Genomic DNA, 17,955 nt, shown 5'->3' on the forward strand with positions numbered 1-17,955 from the left:
AGATCATGCAGACCACCACCCATCCCGCCATCAGCCCGATCCTGGGCCGGTTCACGCTCGAATCGCTGCCGCTGCACGAACCGATCGTGGTCGGCACGTTCGTGGTCGTCGCCCTCGGCGGCGCACTGCTGCTCGGCGCGCTGACCTATTTCAAATTATGGGGCTATCTCTGGAAAGAGTGGTTCACCACGGTCGATCACAAGCGGATCGGCATCATGTACATGATCCTGGGCATTGTCATGCTGCTGCGCGGTTTCTCCGACGCGATCATGATGCGGCTGCAGCAGGCGATGGCGTTCAATAACGAGGGCTATCTCAACGCGCACCATTACGACCAGGTGTTCACCGCGCACGGCGTGATCATGATCTTCTTCGTGGCGATGCCGATCGTCACCGGGCTGATGAACTATGTCGTGCCGCTGCAGATCGGCGCGCGCGACGTGTCCTTCCCGTTCCTCAACAATTTCAGCTTCTGGATGACCGCGAGCGGTGCCGTCACCGTGATGATGAGCCTGTTCGTCGGCGAATTCGCGCAGACCGGCTGGCTCGCCATGCCGCCGCTGTCGGGGATCGGCTTCAGCCCCGGGGTTGGCGTGGATTACTATATCTGGTCGCTGCAGATCGCCGGCGTCGGCACGCTTCTGTCGGGCGTCAATCTGATCTGCACGATCGTGAAGATGCGCGCGCCTGGCATGTCGATGATGAAGATGCCGATCTTCTGCTGGACCGCTCTGTGCACCAACATCCTGATCGTCGCCGCCTTCCCGGTCCTGACCGCGGTGCTCGCTTTGCTCAGCCTTGATCGCTACGCCGACACCGCGTTCTTCACGAACACATTGGGCGGCAACCCGATGATGTACGTCAACCTGATCTGGATCTGGGGCCACCCGGAGGTGTACATCCTGATCCTGCCAATGTTCGGCGTGTTCAGCGAAGTGACCTCGACCTTCTCGGGCAAGCGCCTGTTCGGCTATACCTCGATGGTCTACGCAACCTGCGTCATTACTTTGCTCGCCTATCTCGTCTGGCTGCACCACTTCTTCACGATGGGCTCGGGCGCGAGCGTCAACAGCTTCTTCGGCATCACGACGATGATCATCTCGATCCCGACGGGTGCGAAGATCTTCAACTGGCTGTTCACGATGTATCGCGGGCGAATCCGCTTCGAGCTGCCGATGATGTGGACCGTCGCGTTCATGATCACCTTCACGCTCGGCGGCATGACCGGCGTGCTGCTCGCCGTGCCGCCGGCCGATTTCGTGCTGCACAACTCGCTGTTCCTGGTCGCGCATTTCCACAATGTGATCATCGGCGGCGTGCTGTTCGGTGCGTTCGCGGCGATCAACTACTGGTGGCCCAAGGCGTTCGGGTTCAAGCTCAACCAGTTCTGGGGCAAGGTATCGTTCTGGCTGTGGGTCAGCGGCTTCTACTTCGCCTTCGTGCCACTCTATGTGCTGGGCCTGATGGGCGTGACACGCCGGCTGCGCACGTTCGACGACCCGTCCTACCAGATCTGGTTCATCATCGCGGCGTTCGGCGCGTTCCTGGTCGCGCTCGGCATTGCCGCCATGCTGGTGCAGTTCGCGGTCAGCATCCGCGATCGCAAGAAGCTGGTCGATCTGACGGGCGATCCATGGAATGGCCGTACGCTGGAATGGTCGACCTCGTCGCCGCCGCCGGACTACAACTTCGCCTTCACGCCGATCGTGCATGATGGCGACGCCTGGGCCGACATGAAGGCGCGCGGCTATCAGCGTCCGATTGCCGGCTACAGGGACATCCACATGCCGAGCAACACCGGCACCGGCGTGATCCTCGGCGCGCTGAGCACCGCCTTCTCGGTCGGCATGATCTGGTACGTATGGTGGCTGGCAGGGTTGAGCTTCATCGGCATCCTCGCCGTCGCGATCGGCCATACGTTCAACTACAAGCGTGATTTCCACATTCCGGCAGCGGAGGTGACCGAGCAAGAAGACGCACGCACCGCCGCGCTGGCAGGAGCGGCAGCATGAGCGCCCCGGTAGCAGAATATGATCGCGACCTGTTCCACCCGGAAGAGGAACCGCATCACGCCGAGGGGTCGAGCACCATGCTCGGCTTCTGGATCTACCTGATGAGCGACTGCCTGATCTTCGCGATGCTCTTCGCGACGTACGGCGTGCTCGGCACCAGCTATGCCGGCGGCCCCGGGCCAAAGGAATTGTTCGAGCTGCCGCTGGTCGCGCTCAACACCTCGATGCTGTTGCTGTCGTCCATCACCTATGGCTTCGCGATGCTCAACATGACCGAGGGCAAGCAGCGTGGCACGCTCGTCTGGCTCGGGATCACCGGGCTGTTCGGCGCGGCGTTCCTCGGCATCGAGCTCTACGAATTCTCGACGCTGATCCACGAAGGTGCGACGCCCCCTACCAGTGCGTTCCTGTCGTCCTTCTTCACCCTTGTCGGCACGCACGGGCTGCACGTCACATTCGGCATCATCTGGCTGGTGACGCTGATGGTGCAGGTCGCGCGGAAGGGGCTGATCACGGCCAACCGCCGCCGCCTGATGTGCCTCAGCCTGTTCTGGCACTTTCTCGACGTGATCTGGATCGGCGTCTTCACCTTCGTCTACCTGATGGGAATGCTGCGATGAGTGCTGTCAGCCACGGTTACGATCACCCGGAACACGGGCGCCAGGATCACGAGCATGACGATGAAGAGGCGCACGGCTCGCGCAAGGGCTATTGGATCGGCTTCGCGCTATCCGTCGTCCTGACGGCGATCCCGTTCTGGCTGGTGATGGCCAAGCCGCTGTCGTCGCAGGCGACTGCGCTGATCATCATGGCCTTTGCGGCGGCGCAGATCATCGTCCACATGATCTTCTTCCTGCACATGAACCGCCGGGCCGAGGGTGGCTGGTCGATGATGGCGCTGCTGTTCACGATCGTTATCGTCGGCATCTCGCTCGCGGGTTCGCTGTGGGTGATGTATCACATGAACGCCAACATGATGCCGGCGCAGAACATGCAGGACATGGGCGGCATGGGGTGATGCGTGCCCTTGCCCGTGTTGCATTAGCAATGGTGTGGATCGCGGCAGTCCTGGGGCTGCTGGCGCTCGGCACGTGGCAAGTGCAGCGGCGGGCGTGGAAGCTGGATCTGATCGCACGGGTCGATGCGGGGATGAAGGCGGCGCCGGTGGCGGCACCGGCTAATGCCGGCCGGGACGATGCCTATCGCCGGGTGACGGCGAGCGGGAGTTACCTACCCGGCAAAGACAGCTTCGTGCAGGCGTCCACGGTGCGTGGACCGGGCTGGTGGGTGATCACGCCGTTGCAGCTTACCGAGCCGCTCCCCGGCGAAGGCCGGGGCCCAGTCGCGGAACAGCAGGAAACTGCCGCTGCACACCGTAACAACAACCTGCGCGACTGGACCCCGGCCTCCGCCGGGGAGCAAGCTTCCGGCGAACTGCGGCATCCCAAAACGATCCTCATCAACCGTGGCTACGTACCCGAACGCCATGCCGCACGACCACCCGCGCAGCCCGTCACCATCATTGGTTTCCTGCGCCTCACCGAACCCGGCGGCGGCTTCCTGCGCAGTAACGATCCCGCCGCCGACCGCTGGTATTCCCGCGACGTCGCCGCCATCGCCAGGAGCCGCGCCCTCGCCAACCCTGCCCCTTATTTCATCGACGCAGACGCCACCAACAACGCCCCCGGCCAGCCGGTCGGCGGGCTGACCGTCGTCGCCTTCTCGAACAATCACCTCGTCTACGCGATCACATGGTATGTGCTGGCGATGATGACCGCCGCCGGCTTCTATTATTGGATCACGCTCCTCCGCCGCCGCGGGCGGACGCCGTGATCCGCGCGCTGCCCGGCCGCCGGCCCGAACCCGAAGCGGCCGGGCATGGCAACATGTATCAGCTCGTCCAATTGCGCTGGCTGGCGGTGGCGGGGCAGCTGGGGACGATCCTGCTCACCCATTTCGTTTTCCATATCCGCCTGCCGCTGATCCCGATGCTGGGGGTGCTGGCCGGGCTGGTCGCGCTCAACATCGCCAGCATCGGTCAGCTCAATCGGCCGCGACCGATCACCAATGCCGAACTGTTCCTGGGGCTGCTGCTGGACGTCGCCGCGCTTTCGGCACAGCTCTATTTCAGTGGCGGGGCGACCAACCCGTTCGTGTCGCTCTTCCTGTTGCAGGTCGTGCTCGGCGCGGTGCTGCTCGATCGCTGGTCGAGCTGGGTGCTGGTGGTGGCAACCAGCATCGCCTTTGCCCTGCTCACGGCATTGTACCGCCCGATCGTGCTGCCGCCTGAGATCCCGGGCGATCTGTTCGCCCTGCATGTCCAGGGCATGTGGGTGTGCTTCGCGCTCGTCGCGGTGCTGCTGGTGATGTTCGTCACGCGCATCAACGGCAATCTGCGCGCGCAGGACGCCAACCTGGCCGAGATACGTCGCCAGGCCGTGGAGGAGGAACATATCGTGCGCATCGGCATGCTTGCCTCCGGCGCCGCGCACGAACTGGGCACGCCGCTCTCCTCGCTCTCGGTGATCCTCGGCGACTGGCGACGCAACGCGGGCGTCGCGCGCGATCCCGAACTGGTGCGCGATGTCGAGGAGATGCAGGCCGAGATCCAGCGCTGCAAGGCGATCGTCACCTCGATCCTGCTGTCCTCCGGCGATGCGCGCGGCGAGCAATCCGCGGCGACCACGGTACGCACCCTGCTCGACCGAGTGATCGCCGATTGGTGCGCAGCGCGCGATTTCACCAATGCCGTCTATGTCGACCATTTCGGCCCTGACGTGCCGATCGCCTCCGACGTCGTGCTGCAGCAAGCGGTGTTCAACCTGCTCGACAATGCCGCCGAAGTGTCTCCGGGTATGATCCGCATCACCCTCGCCTGCGACGAAGACGCGCTGGTGCTCAGCGTACGCGACGAGGGGCCAGGATTTGCTGCCGAACAACTCGCCAATCTCGGCAAGCCGTATAACAGCAGCAAGCCCGAGCTTGGCCGTGGCCTCGGCTTGTTCCTGGTCGGCAATGTCGCGCGCACGCTCGGCGGCACGCTGGCCGCGCGCAACCTGCACAAGGGCGCAGACGTGACGTTGCGCTTGCCGCTGGCGGCGATCCGGCTCGGGGAGGATGAAACGGATGGCTAAACCGCTGCTGCTGATCGTCGAGGACGATGCCGCCTTTGCCCGTACGCTGCAGCGCTCGTTCGAGCGGCGCGGTTATGAGGTGATCCTAGCCGCCGGTCCGGGCGAGCTGCCCGCTTTGCTCGGCGTCCGGACGCCGGATTATGCCGTGGTCGACCTGAAGCTCGCACAATCTTCCGGCCTGACCTGTGTCGAGCTGCTGCACGCGCATGATCCGCAAACGGTCATCATCGTGCTCACCGGCTATGCCAGCATCGCCACTGCGGTGCAGTCGATCAAGCTTGGCGCGACATCCTACCTCGCGAAGCCCGCTAATACCGACGACATCGAACGCGCCTTCGGCATGACGGTCGGTGATGCCGAGGTCGAGATCGGTGCGCGGCCGACATCGATCAAGACGATGGAATGGGAGCGGATCAACGAGATCCTCGCCGAGACCGGGTTCAACGTCTCGGAGACGGCACGGCGCCTCGGCATGCACCGGCGGACCTTGGCGCGGAAGCTGGAGAAGCGGCAGATCTCCTAGCGGAACCGCTAGAGCGTGATACCTTCACTTGTACCCGTTCGTGCTGAGTAGAGACCGAGTAGGCCGAAGGCCGTACCGAGGGCCGGTATCGAAGCACCTTCAACGGGGGTGACTTACCTGAAGGCATCAAACTCCCGCCTTCAGGTGCCGCAGAAGGTGGCAAGCACGCGCTCATGATCCAGCGGCGGCTCGGCAAAGCGTGCCGCTTCGGGCTGATCGTCATACGGGCGCGACAGGACCGACAGCAGCGTCTCGAACGGCGCGAAATCCTGATGATCGACCGCGGCATTGATCATTGCCTCGATCTGATGGTTGCGTGGGATGAAGGCCGGGTTGACCGCATCCATGTCCGCACGCCGCGCTGCGGCGTCCTGCGGCGCCGCCTCCAGCGCGCGGCGCCACTCGATCGCCCAGGCATCGTAGGCGGTCGGATCGATGAACAGCGACCGCACCGGCCCGTCATCGCCGCCGACCGCGCCCGACAGCCGGCGGAAGAACAAGGTGAAGTCCACCGCATTCGTGGTCATCGCAGACAGAATTTCCGCCGCCAGCGCGTCGCCCGCCGCTTCGTCGCCAAGCCCCAGCTTGCGACGCAGCCCCGCGCGGTACGCCTGCTCGAACGCCGGCCCAAAAGCGGCCAGCGCCTGCTGCGCCTCCTCGATCGCCGCATCCTCCTGGTCCCCCAGCAACGGCAGCATCGCCTCGGCAAGCCGGATCAGGTTCCAGTGCGCGATGCTCGGCTGCTGGCCATAGGCATACCGCCCCATCCGATCGATCGAACTGAACACCGCCGCCGGATCATAAGCATCCAGGAACGCGCACGGCCCATAATCGATCGTCTCCCCCGCGATCGAACAGTTATCGGTGTTCATCACGCCGTGGATAAACCCAACCAACAACCACCGCGAAACGAGCTCGACCTGCGCCGCGATCACACCGTCCAGCAAGGCGCGGTACGGGTTGGCGGCATTGGCCGCCTCCGGATAACGCCGTGCGATCACATAGTCGGCAAGGATATGCAGCGCTTCGACATCCTCTCGCGCCGCGAAATATTGGAACGTGCCCACGCGAACATGGCTCGCCGCCACCCTGGTCACCATCGCTCCGGGAATTGCCGTATCACGCATCACCAGTTCGCCGGTGGTCACCGCCGCCAGCGCGCGCGTCGTCGGGATGCCGAGCGCCGCCATTGCCTCGCTCATCACATATTCGCGCAGCACCGGCCCCAACGCCGCACGCCCATCGCCGCCGCGCGAAAAAGGCGTCCGCCCGGCGCCCTTCAGCTGGATATCGCGACGCCGGCCATGGCGATCGATCACTTCCCCCAGCAACACCGCGCGTCCGTCGCCAAGCTTCGGCACGAAATTGCCGAACTGGTGCCCGGCATAGGCGAGCGCGATCGGGGTGGCGTTGTCCGGCACTTGCCCGCCCGACAGCATCTTCAGTCCTTCGGCACCGTTCAGCCATTCGGCGTCCAGTCCCAGTTCGAACGCCAGCGCACCATTGACGCGCACGATCCGGGCGTCCGGTCCGGGAGTCGGCGATACCGGCGCGAAGAACCGCTCGGGAAGGCGCGCATAGCTATTGTCGAAGGGGATGCTCATCCTGCACCAACCATCTGCAATGCTTGAAGTATCCCTTGCCACCCACGATCAGCGGCACGCCGCCGTCACGGACGCTCGACCTGCCGCAACAGCTGCTCAGCCCGCGACAGATGCGGCCGGTCCAGCATCCCGCCCTGATGGCCGATCGTACCGACACCGGGATTGGCCGCGAACAGATCGACGATCGCCTGTGCCTCGGCGATCTCCTCCGCGCTCGGGGTGAACGCGGCGTTGATCACATCGACTTGCGCCGGATGGATCGCCAGCATGCCGCGATAGCCGTCACGCCGTACCTTTTCGGCGCGTGTCTTCAGCGCGTCGAGATCGCGGAAGTCGCCCTGGATCGTCTCGATCGCCGTTACTCCCGCGGCTGCCGCGCCGAGCAGGCACAGGCTGCGCGCCAGTTCGTAGGTGAAGCCATAACTGCCATCGGCGTTCACATTGGTACTGGCGCCGATCGCGTCCGCCAGATCTTCCGCGCCCCAGGTAAGCGCAACCACGCGCGGCGCGCCCTTATAGTCGCCGGTATGGAACATCGCCTCGGCCGTTTCGGTGACCAGCACGATCACCGGTGTCGATCCAATCGCAAAGCCATGCGCCGCCTCGAACGCCGCCAGATAATGGTCGAGCAATTCGACATCCTGCCGCCCATATACCTTGGGCAGCATGATCCCCCCGGGATGCGCTGGCATGATCGCGGCAAGGTCCATCAACGTGTACGGACCATCCAGCGGATTGATCCGCACCCAGATGCGCGCACGCTCCGGGTTATTGCTCAGGACATCATGCACCATCTGCCGCGCCAGCGGCTTGTTCTCGGTAGCGACCGCATCCTCCAGATCGAGCAGCACGATATCCGCGCTGCTCTCCACCGCCTTGGCCATCTTGCGCGCGCTATCCCCCGGCGCGAACAGCCAGGAACGCATTTTCAGCGGCGTGTCGGACATCGGCAACATCTCTCCCAAACGTGGTACAGCGCAGCGCAGCGGCAGCGTAAAACCTGGCCGAGCAGGATAGCAGCGCGTTCCACGAACCAAGAATGGATTGATTGCCGGACATGCCGGGCTGGGGCAAGCGCCGCTGTGGAGACCAAACGATGACCAGCACCCTCACCCACCTGGAACGCCTCGAAGCCGAAGCGATCCACATCATGCGCGAGGTGGTCGCCGAGACCGACAAACCGGTGATGCTGTATTCGGTCGGCAAGGATTCCGCGGTGATGCTGCATCTCGCGCGCAAAGCCTTCTACCCCTCGCGCCCGCCCTTCCCGCTGCTGCATGTCGACACGACATGGAAGTTTCGGGAAATGTACAAGCTGCGCGATCGCATGGCAGCAGAGAGCGGCATGGAATTGCTGGTCCATCACAACCAGGAAGCTCAGGCTCGCGGCATCAATCCGTTCGACCACGGTGCGCTACATACCGATATGTGGAAGACCGAGGGGCTGAAGCAGGCGCTCGACAAATACGGCTTCGACGCCGCGTTCGGGGGCGCGCGGCGCGACGAGGAGAAGAGCCGGGCCAAGGAGCGCATCTTCTCATTCCGCACCGCAAGCCACGGCTGGAACCCCAAGAACCAGCGCCCGGAGCTCTGGAACCTCTACAATGCGCGCAAGAACAAGGGCGAGAGCATCCGCGTCTTCCCGATCAGCAACTGGACCGAACTCGACGTCTGGCAGTACATCCAGTTGAACGACATACCGATCGTGCCGCTCTACTTCGCCGGCAAGCGGCCGACCGTGGAGCGGGACGGCATGCTGCTGATGGTCGATGACGACCGTTTTCCACTGCAGCCAGGCGAAGTACCGGTCGAACGCTCGATCCGCTTCCGTACGCTCGGCTGTTATCCGCTGACCGGCGCGGTGGAAAGCAATGCCGCCACGTTGGCGGAAATCATCCAGGAAACGCTGTTGACCACCACGAGCGAGCGCCAAGGCCGCGTGATCGACAAGGATGCCAGCGGTGCGGGCATGGAAAAGAAGAAGCAGGAGGGCTATTTCTGATGAGCGACACGCTTCAGGAAAGCGCCTATCATACCGAAGCCTTGATCGCCCAAGATATCGACGCGTATCTCGATCGGCATCAACACAAGACGATGCTGCGCTTCATCACCTGCGGCTCGGTCGATGACGGCAAGTCCACGCTGATCGGACGGCTGCTGTACGATTCGAAGATGATCTTCGAGGATCAGCTGGCGGCGCTCGAAGCAGACAGCAGGCGCGTCGGCACCCAAGGCCAGGAGATCGACTTCGCGCTGCTCGTCGACGGCCTGGCCGCGGAACGCGAACAGGGCATCACCATCGATGTCGCCTATCGCTTCTTTTCGACCGAGAAACGCAAGTTCATCGTCGCCGATACGCCGGGCCACGAACAATATACCCGCAACATGGTGACTGGCGCATCGACCGCCGACCTTGCGGTGATCCTTATCGACGCGCGCAAGGGCGTGCTAACGCAGACGCGGCGGCATAGTTATCTGGCCCATCTCATCGGCATCAAGCACCTGGTGCTGGCGATCAACAAGATGGATCTGATCGGCTACGATCAGGCACGATACGACGCGATCCTCGCCGACTATACGGCGTTCGCGCAGAGCATCGGCATCGCTGCGTTCACGCCGCTGCCGATCTCCGGCTTCAAGGGCGACAACATCTCGCTCAAATCGGCCAACATGCCGTGGTATGCCGGGCCAGCGCTGATCGAACATCTCGAAACGGTCGAGCTCGGGGTCGACGAGGATCAGGCCAAGCCGTTCCGCATGCCCGTGCAATGGGTCAATCGCCCAAATCTCGACTTCCGCGGCTTCTCGGGCCAGGTCGCCACCGGCACGGTGAAGCCCGGTGATGCGATCCGTGTCCTGCCTGGCGGCAAGACATCGACGATCAGCCGCATCACGACGCTGGGCGGCGATCTCGACGAAGCCGTTGCGGGACAGTCGGTCACGCTCTCGTTTGCCGACGAAATCGATTGTTCGCGCGGCAGCGTGATCGCCACCGCGGCTGCCCCGCCCGAAACATCGGACCAGTTCGAAGCCACCATGGTATGGATGGATGACGAGCCGCTCGTCGTCGGCCGCGCTTATTGGCTGAAATCGGCGACGCAGATGGTATCGGCGACGATCCACGAGCCGAAATATCAGGTCAACGTCAACACCATGGAGCACCTTGCGGCAAAGACGCTGGAGCTGAATGCGATCGGTGTCGCGGAGCTGACGACGGACCGCGCCATCGTGTTCGAACCCTATGCCGATAGCCGCACGCTCGGCGGGTTCATCCTGATCGACAAGATCACCAATGCGACGGTCGCGGCGGGCATGCTGCACTTCTCTTTGCGCCGCGCCCAGAACGTTCACTGGCAGCCGACCGACATCGGCCGCGAGGCGCATGCCAGCCTCAAGAACCAGAAGCCGCGCGTGCTGTGGTTCACCGGTCTTTCGGGATCGGGCAAATCGACCATCGCCAACGAGGTCGAGAAGTCGCTGAACCTGATGAACCGGCACACCTTCCTGCTCGACGGCGACAATGTCCGGCACGGGCTAAACAAGGATCTGGGCTTCACCGAGGCGGACCGGATCGAGAATATCCGTCGCGTGGGCGAAGTGGCCAAGCTGATGGCCGATGCCGGGCTGATCGTGCTGACCGCCTTCATCTCGCCTTTCCGCGCAGAGCGCGATCTGGTGCGTGCCATGTTGCCCGAAGGCGAGTTCATCGAGATATTCGTCGATACGCCGCTGGAGGTGGCCGAGCAGCGCGACGTGAAGGGCCTCTACAAGAAGGCGCGCGCGGGCGATCTCAAGAACTTTACCGGCATCGACAGCCCGTACGAGCCCCCGCTCGATGCCGAGATCCGTGTCAACACGGTCGAGATGACCCCGGCCGAAGCCGCCGAGTTCATCGTCCGCCAGATCCTCCCACTGAAATGAGCGCCATGAACGACGCAGAAATCGCCGGTCATCTGGCGGAGACCGCCGGCAAGTTGCTGTTGACCGTACGCGATTCTGCCGTGCTTTCGGGCAAGGCGCTCGGCAATGCCGGCGACCAAACCGCCAACCAATTCCTGGTCCACGCCATTCGTGATCAGCGCCCCGACGACGGGCTGTTGTCCGAGGAGATGAAGTGCGACGGCACACGCCTCGGCCGGCAGCGTGTGTGGATCATCGACCCGGTCGACGGCACGCGCGAATATGGCGAGGGGCGCCCGGATTGGGCAGTTCACGTCGGTCTGGCGATCGACGGCGTTGCGACGATCGGCGCAGTGGCGCTGCCCGGTTTGGGCGTGACGCTGACCAGCGCCGCGCCCCCTGCTCTGCCCCCCGCGCACGATCCGCCCCGCCTGGTGGTCAGTCGCACCCGTCCGGCACGCGAGGCGGTCGCCGTGGCGGAGGCGCTGGGCGGCGCACTCGTGCCGATGGGCTCGGCCGGCGCCAAGGCGATGGCGGTGGTGCGCGGCGAGGCCGAGATATACCTCCACACCGGCGGCCAGCACGAATGGGACAATTGCGCCCCAGTGGCGGTGGCGGCCGCCGCCGGCCTGCACGTCAGCCGCGTCGACGGCTCACCGCTCGTCTACAATGCCGAGGACACGTATCTGCCCGACCTGCTTATCTGCCGGAAGGAACTGGCCGCACGCGTGCTGGAGTTGGTGCGCGGGCTGACCTCCTCGGCAAGCTAGGGTCCGTTCCCCTGCGAAAGCAGGGGCCCAGAGCCCAAAGCGCACCGCTCGTGACTCTGGAGTCCTGCGTTCGCAGGAGAACGAAACGACTTCAAAGCATGATGACGTTCAACTGATCATCACTATCCGTTCGTCTCGAGCGAAGTCGAGACACCGAGCCGGGCGCTGGTGTCTCGACTTCGCTCGACACGATCGGCGACGGGGTGAAGATTAGCCCATCATGCTCTAGAAGCGGCAACCCATTCCAAGATCATGCGGTCGAGATTAAGCGCAGATCGAGTGAAACCCGGCCGCCATGAACGATGCCATGCGCTGTCGCACCGCATCGAAATCATCCGACCGGCACAAACCGCCCGACAATTTGTCGATCCGCCCGGTCCGCGCCAGCGTCAGCATCAGCGCACCGGTGACGAAGTGATAGCCCCAGAAAATGTCCTGTTCGGCACAATCCGGCAGCGCCTTCTTCAACAATTCGATCAGCCGCAGCACGACAGGGTCGAAATGCTCGTCCATCAGGCTTGCCCCCCATTCGGGCGTATTGGCCACCTGCGCGCCGAGCTTGGCGTAGTTCCGCCATCCCTCCCCGCCCTCGATATATGTCGCGAGATCGGTGTCGAGGAAGGCATGTAGCGCACCCTCGACCGTGGGCTTGCCGCCGGCCGCAGCCTCGTAATCGTCCAGCGCGCGCATGCGTCGCTCGCTCGTTACCACCGCGCGGCGCGCGAACACCGCGTCGAACAGCGCCTTCTTGTCGGCGAAGTAATAATTGAGCAGCGTGTGGTGGACGCCGACGCGCTGCGCCACATCCTTCAGTGTCACGCCGTGCAGACCGTGCTTGGAGAACAGCTCCTCCGCCGCATCGAAGATCTGCTCCATCGTCTCCGCGCGTTGCTCGGCTTTGCGCGTCCGGCGGACGGGTTTTTCGGTCTGCGTCACAGCATTCTCCCTGCCAGCCCAAATGCGCCAGCGTCAACCCGGACGAGCCGCCATCGAAAACGTTCACACGCAAGTGAGCGTAGATTGACACAGACGGCGAAGTGCTGCCACTATCCTCGCATACAACCGCAAAGGTGGGAGAGGATGATGGCGATCTACCGCGGCGGGATAACCGCGAGCACAGCCGCGGCGCCGGTGTCCGCACCGATGGCTGACGCCGCTACCGCGCTGCCCTTCGCGCGAGCGCCACGCTCGGCGCGCCCGGCAGTGGTGCTGACGACGCTGACCTTCGTCTATGTGCTCAACTTCCTTGATCGCCAGCTGCTCGGTATCCTGGCGAAGCCGATCCAGGATTCGCTGCACATCACCGACGGGCAGCTCGGACTGATCGGCGGGCTGTATTTCGCGATGTTCTATTGCTTCATCGCCATCCCGCTCGGCTGGCTTGCCGATCGCACGCACCGCGTCGCGATCCTGTCGCTGGCCTGCGCGATCTGGAGCGGCGCAACGATCTGCTGCGGGTTGGCGGGCAGCTACCCGCAGCTCGTCGCCGCGCGGATGGTCGTCGGGTTCGGCGAGGCGGGCGGGGTGCCACCATCCTATGCGATCATCAGCGACACGTTCTCACCCGGGCGCCGTGCCACGGCGTTCGGCATCTACAATCTAGGGCCACCGATCGGCGCGGCGCTCGGCATCGCGCTCGGCGCCTCGATCGCCGCCGCCTTCGACTGGCGCCACGCTTTCGTCGCGATCGGCCTGGTGGGCCTGGTAGCGGCCGCTGCGTTGCCCTTTCTGGTGCCGGAGCCGGCGCGCGGCGCCCTCGATGCGCGGGCGGCCGGTGGGCCTGCCGAGGGCAAGGCGCCGTTTTGGGCTACGGTACGTGCCTTCTTCGCCAATCCGGTGCTGACGCTCGCCTCCTTCGCCAGCGGTGCGACGCAATTCGTCACTTATGGCCTGGGCAATTTCGCGGTGCTGTTCCTGATCCGCGAAAAGGGCATGACGCTGGAAGAGATCGCGATCTTCTATGCGCTCGTGATCGCCGTCGGCATGAGCGGCGGCATGGTCTTTTCGGGCAAGCTGATCGACCGCATGACGCGCCGCTCGCGTCGCGCTTATGCCATTGCCCCCGCCGCTTCGCTGGCGATCGCGCTGCCTTTCTATGTCGGCTTCGTCTGGGCGCCTTCCTGGCCGCTGGCGCTAGTGCTGCTCACCATCGTCATGTTCTTCAATTACTTCTACCTCTCGGCGTCGGTTGCGCTGGTGCAGGAGGAAGTGCGGCCCAACCAGCGTGTACTGTCGGGCGCGCTGCTGCTGCTGGTGATGAACTTCATCGGCCTGGGCCTTGGCCCCACCTATGTCGGCGCGGCGAGCGACTGGTTCCAGGCGAATGGCACGCCGCACGCGCTGCAGGTCGCGCTCTACACGCTCGCCCCCTTCTACGTCATCGCGATCCTCCTGTTCCTCTGGCTCGCGCGCGTCATCGATCGACAGGAGATCCCCGCATGAAGCTGTCGCACCGCCTCACCGCGCTCGCATCCCTCAGCGCGACACCACTTGCCGCCGCACCCCCCGGCCCGGTGGTGAACGCACCGGCCGGGCAATTGCGCGGCACGTCGGAACAGGCGATCAATGTCTTCAAAGGTATTCCCTACGCCGCACCCCCAATCGGCAGCCTGCGCTGGCGTGCGCCGCTCGCGCTACCCCGCTGGGCGGGCGAGCGCCCGGCCACCGCCTTCGGCCCCGCCTGCGTTCAGCCCCAGGCAAAGACCCCGTCCGTCTATTCCAACGATCCGATGCCGGTCAGCGAGGATTGCCTGACGCTCAACGTGTGGAGCCCCGCCAAGGCCACCCACGCCCCGGTATTGGTGTGGATCCATGGCGGCGCATTGGTCACCGGGTCGAGCCGCGAGGCGATGTATGACGGTCGCCGCCTCGCCGAACGCGGGGTGATCGTCGTCTCGATCAACTACCGCCTCGGCGTACTCGGCTGGCTCGCTCACCCGTGGCTCAGTCGCGAAACCAAGCAGCGCATCTCGGGCAATTACGGCCTGCTCGATCAGGTCGCAGCGCTTACCTGGGTGCACGACAACATCGCCGCGTTCGGCGGCGATCCCGCCAACGTGACGATCGCCGGCGAGTCTGCCGGTGCGCTCAGCGTGATGTACCTGCTGGAATCGCCCGCTGCCCGCGGCCTCTACACCAAGGCGGTCGCGCAAAGCGCTTACATGATCTCGATGCCCGAGCTGCGCCGCAGCGTGCATGGCGCACCCTCTGCGGAGGGCGCTGGGCAGATGTTGTCGGGCGTGTTGCAGGCGCCCGATCTCGCGACCCTGCGTGGCATGGACGCGCAAGCGCTGACCGATCGCGCCGCCGCGGCCGGCTTCGGCCCATGGGGCACGGTCGACGGCCAGTTGCTGCCGCAGCAGATGGTCGACGCGTTCGACCAGGGCAAACAGGCGCCGGTGCCGGTCCTGGCGGGCTTCAACCAGGGCGAGATCCGCTCGCTGCGCGTACTCGCACCCAAGCCCTCGGCCAATGCCGCCGCCTACGAGAAGCAGATCCGCGATCGCTATGGCGATCTCGCCGACGCCTTCCTGCATTTATACCCGGCCGCCGACTATGCCGAGAGCATCCTCGCCACCACCCGCGACGCGCTGTACGGCTGGACCGCCGAGCGGCTGGTGCGCAAGCAGGCGGCACTCGGCCAGCCATCCTTCCTCTACATGTTCGATCGCGGCTATCCGGCGATGGACCAAGCCGGACTGCACGCCTTCCATGCCAGCGAACTGCCTTACGTGTTCGGTGCGTTCGACGGGACGCCGCCCAACTGGCCCAAGGTCCCCGACACGGCGCAGGAACGCGGACTCTCCGATGCCATGCTCGATTATTGGGCGAGCTTCGTCCGCGACGGCCAGCCGGTCGCGCGGCAGGCACCCGTCTGGCCGACCTTCGGCACCACCGGGAACTACATGCATTTCGCCGATCGGCCCGAGCCCAAGACCGGGCTGATGCCTGGCATGTTCGACCTGAACGAAGCCGTGATGTGCCGCCGTCGCGCGACAGGCAAGATCGGCTGGAACTGGAACGTCGGTCTTGCCGCACCCAAGCTGCCGCCCAAGACGGAGGGATGTTCGTAGCGACCGGCTGGCTCGCAACCTTCTTGTTCCCCGGCGAAGGCCGGGGCCCAGGCGGACAGGTTGAAGTAACGACGCGCAACGCACGTCACCAACGTGCCCCAGCTGGACCCCGGCCGCCGCCGGGGAAGGCCGCGGCAACGCCCCTAACATCAGCCTTGGTTGTCCTGCGCGTCCATCAACCAAGCCGTCACCCCGGACTCGTTCCGGGGTCCACCGCGCCGCCCTGTTTGTGCTCAGACCATTATTCGCATCCAAAGCCGCTCGGTGGACCCCGGAACAAGTCCGGGGTGACGGGCAAGGCGCGCAACTGCATCCCCATACACCCAACGTCCGCCGCCTACCCCCGCCCATCCTGCGTCACGATCGCCCCGCGCGCATAATCCGCCCGCAGCCGGTTCTTGTCGATCTTGCCCGTCGCAGCGAGCGGCATGCTGTCCACCTGGGCAACCTCGCGCGGCACCCACCAGTCGGCGACCTTGCCTTCCAGCAGCCGCAACAATCCCCGCGGATCGTCGCCTTCCTGTTCGACGATCAGGATCGGCCGCTCGCCCCAGCGCGCATCCGCTCGCGCGATCACCGCGACATGGCGCACCGCTGGATGCGCACCGATAATGCTCTCGATCTCCGCCGGATTGATCCATTCCCCGCCCGACTTGATCAGGTCCTTGGCACGCCCGCAGATCGTCAGGTTCCCAGCCGTATCGATCATCGCCAGGTCCCCCGTATCGAAATAGCCCTCCGCATCGAGCACGTCCTCGGCTGCCGCAAAGTAGCGATCGACGACGCTTGCGCCCTTCACCTTGAGATACCCCAATTTGCCGCGTTGCTCGGGCAAAGTAACACCGTCAGCATCGGTCAGCTTGAGATCGAGCCCCATCGTCGGACGCCCTGCCCCCGCCTCGACGGTGCCGTGCGGCGGCGCGATCGTGCCCACCGGCGACAATTCCGTCATGCCCCAACTCGTCTGCACGCGCGCACCAAGCACGCGTTCGAGGCGCTCGCGCACCGCATCGGTACATGCCGATCCGCCGACCAGCACGCGCTCGAGCGCCCGCAGCGTCTCGCCGGTCTGTTCCAGCTGATCGGCAACGCCCAGCCACACCGTCTGCACCCCGACCGCGACGGTAACGCCCTCGTCGCGCATCAGCCGCGCCAGGCTGGCGCCGTCGAGGTGACGTCCCGGCAGGACGATCTTGGTGCCCGCAGCCGGGGCGGCAAATGGCAGCCCCCAACCATTGGCATGGAACATCGGCACGGCCAGCAGCAACACGTCACGCGCGGTCAGCGCGACTGCATCGGCCTGCAGCGCGCGCAAAGTATGCAGGTAATTGGAACGGTGCGTGTACAGCACGCCCTTGGGTCGCCCCGTGGTGCCGGACGTATAGCACAAGCCGGCCGGCAGGTTCTCGTCGAACCCGCCCCATGCCGCCGGTGCCCCGTGCATGTCGTGCAACGCCTGCAGCGACCAATATTGCACATCGCCGAGGTCGATCGAGGGCGCCGTGTTGCCGCCATCCAGGCAGACGAGATGGCGGATACCCGGACACGCCGCCAGCAACTCGCGCGCGAGCGGAAGCAGATCGACCGAGACTGCGAGCAACCGGTCGTCCGCCTCCTCGACCATCACCGCCAATTGCGCCGCCGTTAGCCGCGGGTTGAGCGTGTGGCAGACAAGCCCCATCCCCATCGCGCCGTAATAGAGTTCGAGATGGTCGGGCGTGTTCCAAGCGAGCGTCGCGACCCGCTCGCCCACCTTTAGGCCAAGCGCGCCAAGCGCCCCCGACAGCCTGTTGGCGCGCTCCCGAAACGGCGCATAGCCCAGCCGCACGACTGCCACGCCGGCATCTGCGCCGACAATCTCGTGATCCCCGAACCATTTGGCGGCATGGTCGAGGAACTTGTCTATGGTCAGGCCGAAGGTCTGCATGATGCCCTGATG

Annotated in this window: 15 protein-coding genes; 11 read left to right on the top strand and 4 right to left on the bottom strand. The window is 64.7% G+C overall.

Annotated elements, in window-relative coordinates:
- Positions 1 to 5: 5 nt before the first annotated feature.
- From cyoB to NV382_RS03740, 6 genes are read left to right on the top strand one after another with little or no spacing between them, the layout of a single operon-like run.
- The gene (gene cyoB / locus NV382_RS03715) at positions 6 to 2,012 is read left to right on the top strand and encodes a cytochrome o ubiquinol oxidase subunit I (RefSeq protein WP_260599193.1); all 2,007 of its coding nucleotides are present in this window, start codon (positions 6 to 8) and stop codon (positions 2,010 to 2,012) included.
- Positions 2,009 to 2,632 (top strand): cytochrome o ubiquinol oxidase subunit III, encoded by a 624-nt coding sequence (gene cyoC / locus NV382_RS03720; protein ID WP_260599194.1) that lies wholly within the window; start codon positions 2,009 to 2,011, stop codon positions 2,630 to 2,632. The genes cyoB and cyoC overlap by 4 nt, the downstream gene beginning before the upstream one ends.
- A complete protein-coding gene (gene cyoD, locus NV382_RS03725) occupies positions 2,629 to 3,030 on the top strand; it encodes a cytochrome o ubiquinol oxidase subunit IV (protein ID WP_260599195.1) in 402 nt (133 codons plus the stop codon). The genes cyoC and cyoD overlap by 4 nt, the downstream gene beginning before the upstream one ends.
- The gene (locus tag NV382_RS03730; RefSeq protein ID WP_418066750.1) at positions 3,030 to 3,845 is read left to right on the top strand and encodes an SURF1 family protein; all 816 of its coding nucleotides are present in this window, start codon (positions 3,030 to 3,032) and stop codon (positions 3,843 to 3,845) included. The genes cyoD and NV382_RS03730 overlap by 1 nt, the downstream gene beginning before the upstream one ends.
- Complete coding sequence (locus NV382_RS03735) at positions 3,842 to 5,146, top strand: ATP-binding protein (RefSeq protein ID WP_418066751.1); 1,305 nt, start codon at positions 3,842 to 3,844, stop codon at positions 5,144 to 5,146. The genes NV382_RS03730 and NV382_RS03735 overlap by 4 nt, the downstream gene beginning before the upstream one ends.
- The gene (locus NV382_RS03740; protein WP_260599196.1) at positions 5,139 to 5,669 is read left to right on the top strand and encodes a response regulator transcription factor; all 531 of its coding nucleotides are present in this window, start codon (positions 5,139 to 5,141) and stop codon (positions 5,667 to 5,669) included. The genes NV382_RS03735 and NV382_RS03740 overlap by 8 nt, the downstream gene beginning before the upstream one ends.
- Before the next feature lie 140 nt (positions 5,670 to 5,809).
- On the opposite strand, the gene NV382_RS03745 is transcribed toward NV382_RS03740, so the two are convergent.
- Together NV382_RS03745 and NV382_RS03750 are read right to left on the bottom strand one after the other, a co-directional pair.
- Positions 5,810 to 7,273 (bottom strand): protein adenylyltransferase SelO, encoded by a 1,464-nt coding sequence (locus NV382_RS03745; RefSeq protein ID WP_260599197.1) that lies wholly within the window; start codon positions 7,271 to 7,273, stop codon positions 5,810 to 5,812.
- 65 nt (positions 7,274 to 7,338) lie between these two features.
- Positions 7,339 to 8,229 (bottom strand): HpcH/HpaI aldolase/citrate lyase family protein, encoded by an 891-nt coding sequence (locus NV382_RS03750; protein WP_418066752.1) that lies wholly within the window; start codon positions 8,227 to 8,229, stop codon positions 7,339 to 7,341.
- Between the two features lie 140 nt (positions 8,230 to 8,369).
- Here NV382_RS03750 and cysD point away from each other — a divergent pair, with 140 nt between their 5' ends.
- The 3 genes from cysD to NV382_RS03765 are packed head-to-tail and all read left to right on the top strand — an operon-like array spanning position 8,370 to position 11,943.
- Positions 8,370 to 9,275 carry a sulfate adenylyltransferase subunit CysD gene (gene cysD, locus NV382_RS03755; RefSeq protein ID WP_260599199.1) on the top strand — a complete coding sequence of 302 codons (906 nt, stop codon included), beginning with the start codon at positions 8,370 to 8,372 and terminating at the stop codon, positions 9,273 to 9,275.
- Positions 9,275 to 11,194 (top strand): sulfate adenylyltransferase subunit CysN, encoded by a 1,920-nt coding sequence (cysN, locus tag NV382_RS03760; protein ID WP_260599200.1) that lies wholly within the window; start codon positions 9,275 to 9,277, stop codon positions 11,192 to 11,194. The genes cysD and cysN overlap by 1 nt, the downstream gene beginning before the upstream one ends.
- Before the next feature lie 5 nt (positions 11,195 to 11,199).
- Positions 11,200 to 11,943: a 3'(2'),5'-bisphosphate nucleotidase CysQ gene (locus NV382_RS03765; protein WP_260599201.1), complete on the top strand. Its 744-nt coding sequence runs from the start codon at positions 11,200 to 11,202 to the stop codon at positions 11,941 to 11,943.
- Between the two features lie 264 nt (positions 11,944 to 12,207).
- Here the strand turns inward: NV382_RS03765 and NV382_RS03770 are convergent, their stop codons facing one another.
- Positions 12,208 to 12,879 carry a TetR/AcrR family transcriptional regulator gene (locus tag NV382_RS03770; RefSeq protein WP_418066753.1) on the bottom strand — a complete coding sequence of 224 codons (672 nt, stop codon included), beginning with the start codon at positions 12,877 to 12,879 and terminating at the stop codon, positions 12,208 to 12,210.
- A 147-nt stretch (positions 12,880 to 13,026) separates the two neighbouring features.
- Here NV382_RS03770 and NV382_RS03775 point away from each other — a divergent pair, with 147 nt between their 5' ends.
- Positions 13,027 to 14,385, top strand: a complete 1,359-nt coding sequence (locus NV382_RS03775) for a spinster family MFS transporter (protein ID WP_260599202.1) — start codon at positions 13,027 to 13,029, stop codon at positions 14,383 to 14,385.
- Entirely contained in the window at positions 14,382 to 16,016 is a 1,635-nt protein-coding gene (locus NV382_RS03780) for a carboxylesterase/lipase family protein (protein ID WP_260599203.1), read from the top strand. The genes NV382_RS03775 and NV382_RS03780 overlap by 4 nt, the downstream gene beginning before the upstream one ends.
- A 337-nt stretch (positions 16,017 to 16,353) precedes the next feature.
- Here NV382_RS03780 and NV382_RS03785 read toward each other — a convergent pair whose 3' ends face one another.
- The gene (locus tag NV382_RS03785; RefSeq protein WP_260599204.1) at positions 16,354 to 17,943 is read right to left on the bottom strand and encodes an AMP-binding protein; all 1,590 of its coding nucleotides are present in this window, start codon (positions 17,941 to 17,943) and stop codon (positions 16,354 to 16,356) included.
- Between the last annotated feature and the right edge of the window lie 12 nt (positions 17,944 to 17,955).

The organism is Sphingomonas endolithica (assembly GCF_025231525.1).
Classification (GTDB): Bacteria; Pseudomonadota; Alphaproteobacteria; order Sphingomonadales; family Sphingomonadaceae; genus Sphingomonas; species Sphingomonas endolithica.